Origin of the sequence: Agarivorans sp. B2Z047 (assembly GCF_023373605.1) — a bacterium.
In the GTDB taxonomy this organism is placed as follows: domain Bacteria; phylum Pseudomonadota; class Gammaproteobacteria; order Enterobacterales; family Celerinatantimonadaceae; genus Agarivorans; species Agarivorans albus.
On the sequence record NZ_CP088080.1, the window covers coordinates 4,069,415 to 4,082,618 of the forward strand.

Annotated in this window: 15 protein-coding genes; 7 read left to right on the forward strand and 8 right to left on the reverse strand. The window is 42.8% G+C overall.

Going from position 1 to position 13,204, the window contains the following annotated elements; all coding sequences use genetic code 11:
* Positions 1–25: 25 nt before the first annotated feature.
* On the forward strand, positions 26–304 hold the full coding sequence (locus tag LQZ07_RS18620; RefSeq protein ID WP_016402924.1) for a late competence development ComFB family protein: 279 nt from the start codon (positions 26–28) through the stop codon (positions 302–304).
* A 163-nt stretch (positions 305–467) separates the two neighbouring features.
* On the opposite strand, the gene LQZ07_RS18625 is transcribed toward LQZ07_RS18620, so the two are convergent.
* Complete coding sequence (locus LQZ07_RS18625; RefSeq protein WP_016402925.1) at positions 468–680, reverse strand: hypothetical protein; 213 nt, start codon at positions 678–680, stop codon at positions 468–470.
* Between the two features lie 58 nt (positions 681–738).
* Positions 739–1,629 carry an EamA family transporter gene (locus tag LQZ07_RS18630; RefSeq protein ID WP_152781930.1) on the reverse strand — a complete coding sequence of 297 codons (891 nt, stop codon included), beginning with the start codon at positions 1,627–1,629 and terminating at the stop codon, positions 739–741.
* A gap of 258 nt (positions 1,630–1,887) precedes the next feature.
* Here LQZ07_RS18630 and LQZ07_RS18635 point away from each other — a divergent pair, with 258 nt between their 5' ends.
* Complete coding sequence (locus LQZ07_RS18635) at positions 1,888–2,919, forward strand: AraC family transcriptional regulator (protein WP_152781932.1); 1,032 nt, start codon at positions 1,888–1,890, stop codon at positions 2,917–2,919.
* Between the two features lie 3 nt (positions 2,920–2,922).
* On the opposite strand, the gene LQZ07_RS18640 is transcribed toward LQZ07_RS18635, so the two are convergent.
* Entirely contained in the window at positions 2,923–3,330 is a 408-nt protein-coding gene (locus LQZ07_RS18640) for a GFA family protein (protein WP_152781934.1), read from the reverse strand.
* Positions 3,331–3,471: 141 nt separating this feature from the next.
* On the opposite strand from LQZ07_RS18640, the gene LQZ07_RS18645 reads away from it, so the two are divergent.
* A complete protein-coding gene (locus LQZ07_RS18645; protein ID WP_152781936.1) occupies positions 3,472–3,942 on the forward strand; it encodes a WbuC family cupin fold metalloprotein in 471 nt (156 codons plus the stop codon).
* A gap of 144 nt (positions 3,943–4,086) precedes the next feature.
* The gene (locus tag LQZ07_RS18650; RefSeq protein ID WP_152781938.1) at positions 4,087–5,211 is read left to right on the forward strand and encodes a DUF481 domain-containing protein; all 1,125 of its coding nucleotides are present in this window, start codon (positions 4,087–4,089) and stop codon (positions 5,209–5,211) included.
* Positions 5,212–5,258: 47 nt separating this feature from the next.
* On the opposite strand, the gene LQZ07_RS18655 is transcribed toward LQZ07_RS18650, so the two are convergent.
* On the reverse strand, positions 5,259–5,984 hold the full coding sequence (locus LQZ07_RS18655) for a hypothetical protein (RefSeq protein WP_016402931.1): 726 nt from the start codon (positions 5,982–5,984) through the stop codon (positions 5,259–5,261).
* Positions 5,985–6,176: 192 nt separating this feature from the next.
* Complete coding sequence (locus LQZ07_RS18660) at positions 6,177–8,375, reverse strand: malate synthase G (RefSeq protein ID WP_152781940.1); 2,199 nt, start codon at positions 8,373–8,375, stop codon at positions 6,177–6,179.
* A 296-nt stretch (positions 8,376–8,671) separates the two neighbouring features.
* Between LQZ07_RS18660 and LQZ07_RS18665 the strand changes: the two genes are divergently transcribed.
* Together LQZ07_RS18665 and LQZ07_RS18670 are read left to right on the forward strand one after the other, a co-directional pair.
* A complete protein-coding gene (locus tag LQZ07_RS18665; RefSeq protein ID WP_227981260.1) occupies positions 8,672–9,589 on the forward strand; it encodes a hypothetical protein in 918 nt (305 codons plus the stop codon).
* A gap of 38 nt (positions 9,590–9,627) precedes the next feature.
* Entirely contained in the window at positions 9,628–9,933 is a 306-nt protein-coding gene (locus LQZ07_RS18670) for a 4a-hydroxytetrahydrobiopterin dehydratase (RefSeq protein ID WP_152781942.1), read from the forward strand.
* Between the two features lie 34 nt (positions 9,934–9,967).
* On the opposite strand, the gene LQZ07_RS18675 is transcribed toward LQZ07_RS18670, so the two are convergent.
* A complete protein-coding gene (locus tag LQZ07_RS18675) occupies positions 9,968–10,441 on the reverse strand; it encodes a YHS domain-containing (seleno)protein (protein ID WP_016402936.1) in 474 nt (157 codons plus the stop codon).
* A gap of 113 nt (positions 10,442–10,554) precedes the next feature.
* Here LQZ07_RS18675 and LQZ07_RS18680 point away from each other — a divergent pair, with 113 nt between their 5' ends.
* Positions 10,555–11,385, forward strand: a complete 831-nt coding sequence (locus LQZ07_RS18680) for an AraC family transcriptional regulator (RefSeq protein ID WP_152781944.1) — start codon at positions 10,555–10,557, stop codon at positions 11,383–11,385.
* On the opposite strand, the gene LQZ07_RS18685 is transcribed toward LQZ07_RS18680, so the two are convergent.
* Both LQZ07_RS18685 and LQZ07_RS18690 read right to left on the reverse strand, forming a co-directional pair.
* Positions 11,382–11,990, reverse strand: coding sequence for a uracil-DNA glycosylase family protein (locus LQZ07_RS18685; RefSeq protein ID WP_152781946.1), 609 nt, complete (start codon positions 11,988–11,990; stop codon positions 11,382–11,384). The genes LQZ07_RS18680 and LQZ07_RS18685 overlap by 4 nt on opposite strands.
* Positions 11,990–13,030: an NADP(H)-dependent aldo-keto reductase gene (locus LQZ07_RS18690; RefSeq protein ID WP_152781948.1), complete on the reverse strand. Its 1,041-nt coding sequence runs from the start codon at positions 13,028–13,030 to the stop codon at positions 11,990–11,992. The genes LQZ07_RS18685 and LQZ07_RS18690 overlap by 1 nt, the downstream gene beginning before the upstream one ends.
* Positions 13,031–13,204 lie beyond the last annotated feature (174 nt).

Here is a 13,204-nt window from a genome sequence, read left to right on the forward strand (position 1 = left end):
TATACATTTACTTGAGGGAAAGATAATGCGCTTATCAGAGGAAATTCATAATTTTACTGAGTTCCTACTAGGTGAACAAATTCATGCCTTAGAGATCCATAAGCGCTGTGACCTAGATACTCTGCAAGATTTATGTTGCTTAGTGCTCAATCGTTTACCACCACGTTATATTCGTCATGACGTGGATGTACTAAGTGCAATTAGCGACGCAGAACGGGAACAATTGGTTGAAAAAACCAAAGTGGCAATTGAAGAAAGCCTAAAATTTCTAGAGCAAGATCGTCGCCAAGCACCACGCGATTAGTTATACCAATCACACTAACTCAGTGATCAGAAATAACGCAGGAAAAATACTCGAGAATAAGGCGGAATTTTTCGACAAGTAGATATTCTACAATCAAAAATTCTAACGCAGTTATCGAGTATTTTAACCAGATAGCATGAACCGTTACTTAGTACGATTGGTATTATTTAGGTAAACTTAGCTCTAGTTCGATCGACGTACAGCCCTTGGCGCAATAAACGCCGGGGGCTTTTTCTTGCCCAGGTAACACCACCGTCAAAGGCTGCTTACAATGCTCACACTGCTTAGCTTTGCCTGCCAATACTTGCTTAATTAAGTTTCGCTGCTGAGCATAGGCATTTGCACTGCGCTTATTGAGTTCTTTAAATTCCGACATAATTAATACTCTTTCATTACTCCCGCTACTGTAGAGCGTGAGCCCTAGGCTTACAATATCAAATTGACTTGCTTGGGCTATTTGCTAAAAACTTATGCAAGTTTTGGCCAAAGACACAACATATCAAACCCAATAAGACTAAGCCTGCAGCAAGCCATTCCAAGTGAGTTAAGCTCTCATCAAAGACTAGGTTGGCAGTCAACATTCCCACTACAGGCACCAACAGAGCAAAAGGTGTTACAGCAGCGGCGCTATACTTAGCCAGTAGATGCCCCCAAATTGCAAAAGCAAGTAAGGTAGAAATAAACCCGACATAAGCTAAAGCTAACCAAGTTGAAGTTTGAGCACTTACTAGCAACTGATAAGGCGTATTGGTTTCAAATAAATATGAAAAAGCCAACAAAGGTAAGGGAGGAATCAGACTCACCCACACCATAAAATGCAGCACATTAACGCCTTTCGCCTGCTTCATAAACAAGTTAGAAACGGCCCAAGACAAGGCCGCCAAAAGTAACAACAGCAAGCTTATCAAACTGAGATTTTCGGAGCTCAAGCCAAAAAACAGCGCAAAACCAAGGCTAGACAAGCTTATTCCCGCTAGCTGGTAAGTGGTAATTGTTTCTTTAAACCAAATAAAGCTGAGCAAAATTGTGAACATCACTTGTGCTTGCAATAGCAAGGACGACAAACCAGCCGATGCCCCAACCTGCATGGCCACAAACAGTAAGCTAAACTTGATCACTCCCAGAAACACGCCCACGGCGACTACGTTGCGCACCGCTGTTTTAGGAAAAGGTACAAAGAACACCGCAGGTATTGCCACAATGGCAAAACGCAAAGCAGAGAACAATACTGGTGGAAGCTCCGCTAAACCCAACTTAATTACTGAGAAGTTCACTCCCCAAATAGTGGCTACGATTAAGGCAAACAGAATATCAATAGGCTTCATAGTATCCAAGGGTGAAGACAGGAGTGCTTATCCAGCCTAACCGCAAGTGTTAAAAGCGTCAAAGCTGATTCAAGAACCCAACAACAAACCCCTTACCCTAACAACGAAGCTCCACCTCCCCAGCTGCAAGTTATAGCCACAGAAACACCTTTAAAGAGCGAAACAAAAACCAAGGTAATGAGTAAAAGAATATGAGAAGATGCCACCAATAGATAGAAGTGACCATTTTATGGCACCTATTGACGTAAAGTGTAAACAATGAGAATAGTAAATACGATGAAAGAATTTGATATTGGGTTTGTTCGGCTTAACTTCATTAAGCCCTTGCTCAATGGCTTATACGCAGAGTATGCGATTAAGCCCGACGATCTTGGCATTCCTTCGGCTTTGCTTGAAGAACCTCTCACACTTATCCCCATAAACATCGCCAATCGCTGGTTAGAGCAAGCCGAACACTTAAGCCAAGACCCACTTTTTATGCTTAAGCTTACCCCGTATATTGGTTTTGAAAATGTAGAACTGTTTAACAAATGGGTTTACCACACACCTGATTTTGTAGTGACATTTCGCCGTATTAACTATGGTTGTTCGATGCTACAGTCAGGTTGCTCATTGAGCGGGTTGCAGTCAGGAAATATTGTAAAATGGGCATACAATAACCCCTATGCAAGCCACCAAGCGCGCCTGCATGATAGCCTGCGTATGGCAATTATGATGTTCAACATGTTGCGTTATTACTTAGGTGAGGAGTTCACGCCTTTGCAAGTTAACCTAACTGGCCCAGCCGCAGAACTTAAACAACTGGAAGCATTTTTTGGCTGCAAGGTTAAACAAAGTAGTGCTCAAACCGAAGTATGGCTTAATGCTTCTGTCACCCATTTAGACGAAAATAGCCAGTGGGAGAGGCATGCTCCACTGCGCTTAAATGACGCTCAGCTCGATGAATACATTAATATTCCTCAGCCTCACGACACGGTTAAATCATTATATTCACTAATAAACTTTTCCCGCTATTACGGACGCCCGAACGTAGACTTTTTGGCCGACTGCTTGAGTATATCGCGTCAACAATTACAACGCCGCTTATTGGCCCATGGCTGGAATTTTTCAGCCATGACAGCCAACGTATTATGTAACGAAGCGGTACAGTATCTATTTAAGGGCTACGACATTAATAACATTGCCCAGCGTTTATCTTATAGCAATGAGCAAAGTTTTTGCCGCGCCTTTAAACGCTTACGTGGTGTAACACCTTATCAATATTTGCAAAAGCTTAAGGCTAAAACCTAACACCTACTCACGCCCTTCTTGGTGTTGCGGTAAGTTATCGCAAATATCGAACCAGTTAGCTTTATAAGCTACAAAGATATGTGCGTCTGGTTTTAGCTTTATGTCATTATCAAGAGTAGCCAAGCTAAACTCTATAAAACGGCCATCATCATTGGCGGGAGCAAAGCTTAAGCTTGAGCCACACTCACTGCAAAATTGTCTTACAGTGCCATTCTCAGCGGTGAATTTCTTTAAGTATTCCAAACCGCTTGTCCAGCGAAAGTTCTCGGTTTTAGCTTCACCGTAGGTTGCAAAAGCAGCCCCATGAAACTTTCTGCACATACTGCAATGACAATGCCCCATTCGAGGCTCAAGTTGCTCAACGTGATAACTCACTTTTCCACATAAACAACGCCCTGTCATTTTGCTCATAGCGAATTCCTTAACCAATAGTGGGAATGAATTATCACCTTACACTGATAATCCGCGTTTGTTGAGTCAGCAAAAATATGCCACCATCTGGACTTATAACCTTGACTTAATCGAATACGCTCATTTATAGGACTCTAGTTAATGTTGAAGATCATCAACAACAAGGACTTTTCAGACTTTAGCGACAAGGCTAAAGCAGCTCCACGCCAGCGCTGCCATCACAATTTACACGAAACCTTAGACGCAGGTGTGCAACGCTTGTTTATTGCTACAGAGCCCGATACCTACATGCGTCCGCACCGCCATAGTGAAGCCCACAAATGGGAACTATTTTTAGTGCTAAAAGGACAACTCGACTTACTAATATTTAATGAGCAAGGCGAAGTTACCGAGCGCCACAGTTTGTCACCAGAAACAAACCGAGCTATCGAAGTTCCACCTAATGTTTGGCATGGATATGCTTGTATGCAAGCTGGAACAGTCGGCCTAGAGATTAAAGAAGGCGCCTATGTGCCCACTCCCGCAGAAGATTTTGCGCCTTGGTCTCCAGCTGAAGGAGAAGACGGAGCAGATGAGTATCGCGAGTGGATGCGCAGTGCTCAAGTAAAGTAAGCAATTTGCTATGTTTAGCTGAGTATAAAGTGTACTTGGCTAAACAAAACACCTTATATTTTCAAGCGTTTATTCCGAATTGCTTTAAAAGCCGCTAATATCAAAATACTGTCATTAAATGTCTGATGAAGGAGCCACCACTTAATGCGCCTTTTAGTTGTTGTATTGTTAATAAGCTCTAGCCATAGCCTAGCGTTAGCAGCAGAAACCTCTCTTCCCGAGGCCGAGCAGACGCCCAACTCAATAACCGAACAATTTCAACAAGACTACTTTAGTGCACTAGATTTGGATGAAGACAAAGACTGGATTCAATTAGATTCTGGTGAAGTTATTCAAGGAGACTTAGAAGAGCTTTATCAAAAAGACGTGCTATTCGATAGCGATGAGTTAGGCGATCTAAACATTGATATTGACGATATTCAACGGCTACGCACTACCAAATGGTTTCAAGTAAATTTGCGCGGCTTAGGGGTAGTACGTGGCCGTTTAATGGTAGATAAAGATGGCGTAACCATCATTGGAAAAGACACCCATTATGCCTCGCGCCAAGACGTTATATCGGTGTACCGAGTAGCCGAACGAGAAGCCGATCGCTGGGAGAACAAAGCGACCTTAAGCGCCAATGTTGCCAGCGGGAATACCAATACCCTAGAGATAAACGGCAAGCTAAATAGTGAACGAAAAACGGCACTTAATCGCACAATTATTACTTATCTTGGGGTGATCTCAGAGTCGAATGATGAAACCACCGCACGCAATCACCGCGTTACCCTTTCTCACGATTTATATAAACACCACGATTGGTTCTTTCGCCCTATATTAGCTGATTTCTATCACGCACCATTAAAGAATATAAAGCTGCAAAGCCAATTGGCCTCGCAAGTGGGTTATATCGCAGTGGACGATGATGACAAAAAATGGGAGTTGTCTGTTGGTCCTTCATGGCAGCAAACCCGTTTTGAAGAAGTTACCGAAGGCAGTTCTAACAAAGAAAGCAGTATGGGTTTGTCTTTTGGTTCTAACTTCAAAATAGACATCACCAAAGACATTGAATTGACTCATGACTACCAAATGACCTTGTCGCAGAAAAAGACCGGTGGTTACCAACACCACAACCTACTTAATCTAGCCATTGATATCACCGACGATCTAGATTTAGACATCGACTTTATTTGGGATTACACCGAGTCGCCCACAGCAGACTCAGACGACATAACACCGGAAAAAAATGACTATCGCCTAGTGATTGGTATTGGCTTAGATTTTTAACAAAAAAAGCCTCTTAACAAAGAGGCTTTAGTAGCAAGTATCGAACTTTAAAGGGTTTTGGTATTTGTCTGACCTTCAGCAGCGGTAGCTTTAACACTGTTTGCATTTGTCTCATCGCGCAAACGCGCCATATTGCGAATATGTTCTACACAAAACTCTACTGAACGAGCAAGCTCACGCTTAAGCCCTTCACCACTTTCCAGTTCGACATAAGAAGGTCCTTGCTCAGTATCTGCATACTCAGGCATATTGTTACAAGCTTCTTCAGCAATAACGATTCCCTTTTCACGGTCGATAAGTCGAGCATGTACCTGATAACTCACACGATAATTGTCCCAGTCACTGGTGTAATATATAGAGCTCCAAGATAGGGTGCGAACATCAAGAATGTAGTCATAATCAGAGTACAACTCGATGATGTTAGGTAATTCAGGAATGGTTACTGATTTAGATTCATCATCCACCACCTTTACTTTATAGCTATCACTTAGGCCGCTGGCTAATTCACGTGCAATATCCAGAGCAGGGTCTTCAATTTGATTGTTTACAATCATGGCATTGCCTGAAGAAATAGCAGAAGCCAACCCCAATAAGCCAAACTGCACATTTGCGGCAGTTTGTGCAGCAAAATCAGGAAGCGCACTATAACGGGTATAAACGAGGCTCTTATCCGCTAAAGATAGAGACTCATTAGCATCTAATGGTTTGGTTTTTATCGTAGAACATGCCGTAAGAGACAACACAACTACTGCAAATATCAGTCGTAGTAACAAGATTTTAATCCTTTAAAAATTTAAGTATCCACTTCGCATACCAAGCTCAATCATGCAGCTTTGGTGCGGACAAAAGACTACCTAATTTAATCAAGGATTACATTACTTAAGCACCTGATTTTATTGTTTAATATCAAAATCATACAAAAAAAGCACCTATTAAGGTGCTTATTAATAATGAAAATGTTTACCCTATCGGGACTTAAACTCTCGACGCCATGCGTGTAATAATGGCTCGGTATAACCACTAGGTTGCTCACAACCTTTAAACACCAAATCTAGGGCGGCTTGATAGGCACAACTGGTAGCGACATTTCCTGCCATATTCAGATAGGCTGGGTCGCCACTGTTTTGTTCATCGACCAATGCGGCAATCACTTCAAAACGCTGCTTCACTAGCTCTTCACTCACAATATTGTGTTTTAACCAGTTTGCCACGTGCTGACTAGATATACGCAAGGTAGCGCGATCTTCCATTAAACCTACGCCATTAATATCTGGCACCTTAGAACAGCCAACCCCCTGCTCTACCCAGCGAACAACGTAACCAAGAATGCCTTGGATGTTGTTATCTAGTTCTGCAATAAGTTGCTGCTCAGTCCAAGCTATATCAGCCGCTAATGGCGGCGTTAATAAGTCATCTAAGTAGCGCTGACCATCACTACTTAGTGCCTCTAATAGTTGATTTTGAATACTCGATACATTTACCTGGTGATAATGCATCGCATGCAGCGTTGCCGCAGTGGGTGAAGGAACCCAGGCCGTGCTAGCGCCGCTTTCTGGATGAGCTTGTTTAGCCTGCATCATAGCTGCCATCATCTCGGGCATGGCCCACATACCTTTACCTATTTGTGCTTTGCCGTGCAAACCACAGGCAAGGCCAGCTTGAACGTTGTTAAGTTCATACGCTTTAATCCACACGCTTTCTTTTATATCACCTTTTGGCACCATAGCGCCGGCAGCCATGCTAGTGTGAATTTCATCCCCAGTTCTATCTAAGAAGCCAGTGTTAATGAATATTACTCGCTGATGAGCTTCTGCTATACACGCTTTTAAATTAACACTAGTGCGGCGTTCTTCATCCATTATGCCCAATTTAATGGTGTTAGCTGTGAGACCGATAAGCTCTTCAACGGCTGAAAAAATTTGATTACTAAACGCAACCTCTTCTGGGCCATGCATCTTAGGTTTAACAATGTAAATCGACCCTTCGCGGGAGTTGCGATAAGGGCTATTTCCAAGCAAGTCATGTTTAGCGATGAGGCTAGTAAACACGGCATCAAGTAAACCTTCTGGAACTTCATTGCCCTTGGCGTCTAACATTAGGTTGTTGGTCATCAGGTGACCCACGTTGCGAACAAACATTAACGAGCGTCCACTTAAGCTAAAGCCGTGGCCTTGGGTGTTAATGTATTGGCGGTTAGGCGCTAGCGAGCGAGTAATCTGTTTGCCGTTTTTAGTTAAGCTTTCATTCAATGTTCCGCACATTAAACCTAGCCAGTTTTTGTAAACTTCCACTTTATCTTCGGCGTCTACCGCGGCAATAGAGTCTTCACAATCCATAATGGTGGTAAGTGCTGACTCCAATACAATGTCTTTTACATTGGCACTGTCTTGTGCGCCAATTTGGTGTTCTTCATCAAACTGGATTTCAATATGTAGCCCATGGTGTTGCAATAAAATCGCCGAAGGCTGCTCAGCATCTCCTTGGTAGCCAGCAAGGTGAGAGGCTTCTTCCAAGGTGGTATTCGAACCGTCTTTAAGGCCAACCAATAAACCACCAGAAAGCACACTGTATTTGGTTGCATCAGCATGGCTGCCATGAGCTAAAGGGCAATGTTCATCAAGTAATGCGCGGCCATAAGCAATAACTGCTTCTCCGCGCGCAGGGTTATAGACGGATCCGGGGGCAAGCTCACCACTTTGCTCAATCACATCGGTACCATAGAGTGCATCATACAAACTACCCCAACGAGCGTTAGCAGCATTTAAGGCATAGCGAGCATTCATTACTGGTACCACTAACTGTGGGCCTGCTAATAGAGCTAGTTCACGGTCTACTTTTGATGTAGCAAGGCTAACTTGCTCAGGCGCTTTAACCAGATAATTAATATCTTGTAGAAACTGCTGGTAAGCTTGGGCATCGATGGGGGCTGGATGCTGCTGGTGCCATTGGTCAATTTGGCTTTGTAAGCTATCACGCTTGGCCAACAAATCTTGGTTTTTAGTAATGAAGTGATCTAAATAGGCTTCTAGCCCAGACCAAAAGCTGTCTTGCTCAACACCAGAGTTTGGCAAAACATCCTGATTAATAAACTGATAAAGCAAATTCGATACTTGGTAGTGTTCCAGCTGATGATAGCTAGATGCGTTATTAGTCGGTTTACTCATCAAACGTTCCTTTATTTTATAGTTATTATGTAGTTAACGAAGTTGAAACTTCGCTAATTGGTTCATGTTACCTTTAACAGTGTTGCAAGCCCGACGAGTAACTCGACGCGCAATAGATTTCAGATTAGCATCCCATACTCGGCCCATGAATAACAATTGGCCAAATGTAGCATTTGCAATCATACATCTCTTTGCTAGTATTTTTCAAACACTTGTTTGAATCCGTTTCTAACTTGCGTTTCAATCTGTAAATAACACCGCGCTAGCACAGCGTATAACCAAAATGGGGCAAGGACTTGCTAAGGTTTATCACTCGCTACTCTACTCAGCTATTAGCCAGCTGTGTTTTCATCGGCTTTGCGCTGCCTAACTTCTCTAATGCCTTACTGCCTTTTTTACCGGCGGTACTTTTTGCTTTAATGCTATTTACCATCGTAAGTTTGAACATCAAAACCTTAGTTAAAGACTTAGCGCAAACATCAATTTGGCTTTACGCAATTTGGCATACGCTTGGTTTAACCGCTTTGATCATGCTAATTGCTTGGTTTTTCAATGTTAGTAGCCAACTCTATTTAGCCATTGCAGCCACTTGCGCTACTGGCTCTCTGTTTGCCAGCCCTGCGATTGTTCGCTCGATAGGCTTAGATGCTCAACGCTGTATGGCCATGACAATTGCCTCTACCTTATTAATGCCTGGTGTATTACTGCTTAATAGTCATCTGTTTAGCCACTTTAGTCATAACCAGCAATTACAACTAGACATGCAGGTTTATGGCCAACGTTTAGCAATTTTTATCATATTACCTATTATTATCAGTTTGTTACTGCACAATCTGCTCAAGCAACAGCTGATCGACAAAGCACTTATTCAGATCCGGCCGGTAACCATAGTATTGGTGTTTTTTTTCCCCTTGGGCCTAATGGGAGCATTTCGCGAAGTGTATGACACCAGCCCAGCTGTTGCGTTAGAGTATTTAGCAATTGCCAGTGCTGCATGTTTCATTGCCTTTGTCGCCAGCTTTTTGTTGTACCTCAATAAAGGAAAAGATCTCGCCATAATTAGCGGAGTAACTGCCACTAATCGTAATGTTTTGCTCACCTATAGTATTACTGGTAGCTTTTTAGGGATTGAATACATGATTTATATGGGGGCGATCCAGCTACCCGTGTATTTGTTGCCAATGCTAGTAAAACTGACTTCACGCTCTCGCTAAACTAATCTTATAGGTAATCAAACAAGTTAGAGGTAATTATGAGTGAGCATGCACTAAGCCAACCAGCTATTCACTTAGCCTTAAAACACCTACCGAGTTGGCAGTACCAAGATAACTTTATCGTAAACTCTTATCGGTTTAAGAACTTTGTACAAGCCTTTGAATTTATGGGAAGAGTAGCTGATTACGCTGAGCAGCAAAACCATCATCCAGATTGGTCCAACTGCTATAACAAGGTAGATATTTCATTAACTACCCACGAATTAGGCGGAGTAAGTGAACGTGACTTTAAGTTGGCCACACTTATCGAAGACTTGTACCAACAGTACTATCTCACCAAGTAGGCAGCCCTATTTGATGAGATAGTAATAGATGCAATTAAAGTTTAGCGGCATCTACGGCTTTTATTTCTGGCCAATTCTGGTTGGCGTCCACAATCAATTCACCGGTGTTTTCTAACCAACGCTGCTGGACCTTTTTATCAAGGTTAAGGTAAAGCTTCCCATCGACAATTTTCCATGCTGTTGGGTCGGTATCAAACTTCTTCTCCATGGCTACGCCAAAAGCACAATAACCACCGTATTGAGGCGCGTACTTAGCAGGGTCAGCTTTAAATGCATCACGATTGTCTGCTGATGCAAAATGGTAGATAGCATTATTATGAGTGGCGGTATAACTATTGTTACCTTGGGTTGGCTGACCACTGACAAAGTAGGCAACTGGATCATAGCCCTTAATAGCTAAATCATTGGCGTCTACGCTCATACCCACATCGGCAGCAAAGCTAAAGCTACTAACAGCTAGGGAAGTGGCAAGTGCGCTGGTACGAATAATTGCTTTTAGTGTATTCATTTTCATTCTCCAAATAATAGTGTGCTAAGCGACAATGAAACATTAACGGCTAGCTCCGGTCTGTTGGGATACAATCGTTCAGCAATTAGTGCAAAAAGTACGGAATAACTAAAATGGACCAACTTTCTAGCCTACTCAGACAGTTTTCAATCAGCGCTGGTGTTTTTTATTCAGGGCAATTATGTGGCTTATCTGATGTAGCTACAGGTGACGAGCTTGTTGGACACATTCATGTATTGCGATCTGGCAGTTTAAGTATTCAAAGCAAGCAGCAACTGTTAAATGTAGTTGCACCAAGTTTAATTTTTTTCCCCCAACCGCAAGCCCATCGACTTATTGTGGATGAGCAACAGCCAGCAGAACTTGTGTGTGCCACTATTCGATATGACAATGCCAATCACAGTGCGCTAGCGAATGCCTTGCCAGAGCAAATTGTGCTATCGCTTAGTCAACATGCTCAATTTGCCCGCACTATAGAGTTGCTCTTTAGCGAAGCCTTTGAGACTGACCAGGGCTCGTTAGTGATAATGGACAAGTTAGTGGAAGTCCTCGTCACCTTATTACTACGCCACAGTATTAACCAACAAAACAAACACTCCGGCTTAATTGCCGGCTTATTGCACCCCAAACTATCGCTCGCCTTAGCGGCTTTACATAAGCAAACGGCTTTCGAGCACTCCGTTGATTGGCTAGCAGAACAAGCGGCTATGTCGCGCACTAGTTTTATTGAAAGCTTTAAGCAGACTATCGGCTGTTCGCCTGGCGACTATTTAGTTGAATGGAAAATCAACCAAGCCAAACAGCTGCTAAAACGTGGAAAACCAATTACTTGGGTTGCTTCGGAAGTGGGTTATCAAAGTGTATCTGGCTTCACTCGAGCATTTAGAGCCAACACGAATATGTCTCCTAAACAATGGTTAGATGAGCGTAGCTCTAGCAACTAGCTTAATAACTGCTTGATCTGGTTTTGCAGTTTAGGTACTAAGTCTTGCTCAAACCATGGATGCTTAGCAAACCAATGGCGATTGCGCGGTGAAGGATGAGGTAAAGGCCATATACCTTGGGATGCGTAATGCTGATAATTACCAACATTTTCGCTTAGCGTAGTTTTTGTATCTGTGGGCAAATAAAGAGCTTGGGCGTATTGGCCAATTAACAAAGTAAGCTCAACCTTGTTGAGCTGTTCGATGATTTGTTGATGCCAGGTATCAAAACACAGTTTTGGTGGCGGCAAGTCTCCCTGCTTGCCTTTACCAGGGTAACAAAAAGCCGAAGGTACAATAGCCACCGTTTCTGCATCATAAAATGTCTCTGGTTCTAGCCCCAACCATTGTCTTAAACGCTTTCCACTGGCGTCATCCCAAGGCACGCCACTTTTGTGCACTTTTATTCCGGGAGCTTGACCAATAATCAATATCTTTGAGTGAACACTAGCCTGCACCACTGGGCGTGGCTCAAGCTGTTTCTCACACAAACGACAAGCACTTACCTGCTCTAGTAATTGCCTAAGGCTTTTAGAACGATCTTCTTTGATCATAGATTCACGCATTAGGGACAAGGTATCCTAAATTTATCACCTAGCTCTTGAATTCTCTGCTCCAACTGATCAGACATTAACACTTTAGTACTACTCAGATTTTCTTTGAGCTGTTCAAGGTTGGTGGCACCAATGATATTGGCTCCCACAAAGCTACGCTGATTGACAAATGCCAAGGCTAACTGGGCAGGACTTAATTCAAATTCACGCGCTAAATCTACATAATGTTGAATCGCTTGTTGAGCTTCTGCGCCATAGCGAGCAAAACGCTTATATAAGGTGAGTCTTGCACCTTCGGGCCATTGATCATGCAAATACTTCCCAGTTAGTGCACCAAATGCTAATGGGGAATAGGCTAATAAAGGAATATTCTCGCGGTGCGACACTTCCGCTAAGGCAACTTCAAAGCTACGATTAAGCAAATTGTAAGGGTTCTGGATCGAGACGATCTTCGGCAAGTTATGCTTCTCTGCTAAATGAACATAACGCATTGCTCCCCATGGTGTTTCATTAGAGATCCCCAGGTAGCGAACCTTTCCCGAATTCACAAGATCAGCTAAGGCTTCAAGTGTTTCTATGATAGGCGTCTGATCAGCGCCTTCTTGATGCTGATAGTTTAACTGGCCAAAAAAGTTGGTTGCACGATCTGGCCAGTGCACTTGATAAAGATCAAGGTAATCGGTTTGTAATCGATTTAAAGAGTCTTCTAATGCTTGATGGATGCCATTCCATGTAAGCCGCATATCTTGACGGATGTAACCACCGCGATCTGATTTAGAAGGCGCAGCAACCTTTGAGGCTAATATCAGCTCATCTCTGCATTTTCGCCGTGTTAAGTAGTCGCCAATGATAGTCTCGGTGTCACCTTGGGTACTTTGTTGAGGTGGCACTGGGTACATTTCAGCTGTATCAATAAAATTAACCCCATGCGCCAAAGCGTAATCAAGTTGATCAAAAGCCTGATCACGAGAGTTTTGCTCTCCCCAAGTCATTGTTCCTAAGCAAATTTCGCTTACTCGTAAATTTGACTCTCCTAATTGACGATATTTCATCATGCAATCCTCATAAGGTCAGACAATTTCTTTTTGACGTAAAAAACAATTAGCAGCAAAAACTGGACATTTTTACTGCAAAAACCTGCAGCAATTGGAGCTAAGTCTATTTTTCTTTAAAATTTAACACCATATTGGTGATCTAGTTGCTACTTCTTTAATGTTTTTTTAGTT

Coding starts and splice junctions, on each gene's coding strand:
- LQZ07_RS18645 (WP_152781936.1), top strand. CDS start 3,472: ATGTTGAAGATCATCAACAACAAGGACTTTTCAGACTTTAGCGACAAG.
- LQZ07_RS18650 (WP_152781938.1), top strand. CDS start 4,087: ATGCGCCTTTTAGTTGTTGTATTGTTAATAAGCTCTAGCCATAGCCTA.
- LQZ07_RS18690 (WP_152781948.1), bottom strand. CDS start 13,030: ATGAAATATCGTCAATTAGGAGAGTCAAATTTACGAGTAAGCGAAATT.
- LQZ07_RS18625 (WP_016402925.1), bottom strand. CDS start 680: ATGTCGGAATTTAAAGAACTCAATAAGCGCAGTGCAAATGCCTATGCT.
- LQZ07_RS18685 (WP_152781946.1), bottom strand. CDS start 11,990: ATGCGTGAATCTATGATCAAAGAAGATCGTTCTAAAAGCCTTAGGCAA.
- LQZ07_RS18620 (WP_016402924.1), top strand. CDS start 26: ATGCGCTTATCAGAGGAAATTCATAATTTTACTGAGTTCCTACTAGGT.
- LQZ07_RS18630 (WP_152781930.1), bottom strand. CDS start 1,629: ATGAAGCCTATTGATATTCTGTTTGCCTTAATCGTAGCCACTATTTGG.
- LQZ07_RS18680 (WP_152781944.1), top strand. CDS start 10,555: ATGGACCAACTTTCTAGCCTACTCAGACAGTTTTCAATCAGCGCTGGT.
- LQZ07_RS18670 (WP_152781942.1), top strand. CDS start 9,628: ATGAGTGAGCATGCACTAAGCCAACCAGCTATTCACTTAGCCTTAAAA.
- LQZ07_RS18640 (WP_152781934.1), bottom strand. CDS start 3,330: ATGAGCAAAATGACAGGGCGTTGTTTATGTGGAAAAGTGAGTTATCAC.
- LQZ07_RS18660 (WP_152781940.1), bottom strand. CDS start 8,375: ATGAGTAAACCGACTAATAACGCATCTAGCTATCATCAGCTGGAACAC.
- LQZ07_RS18635 (WP_152781932.1), top strand. CDS start 1,888: ATGAGAATAGTAAATACGATGAAAGAATTTGATATTGGGTTTGTTCGG.
- LQZ07_RS18675 (WP_016402936.1), bottom strand. CDS start 10,441: ATGAATACACTAAAAGCAATTATTCGTACCAGCGCACTTGCCACTTCC.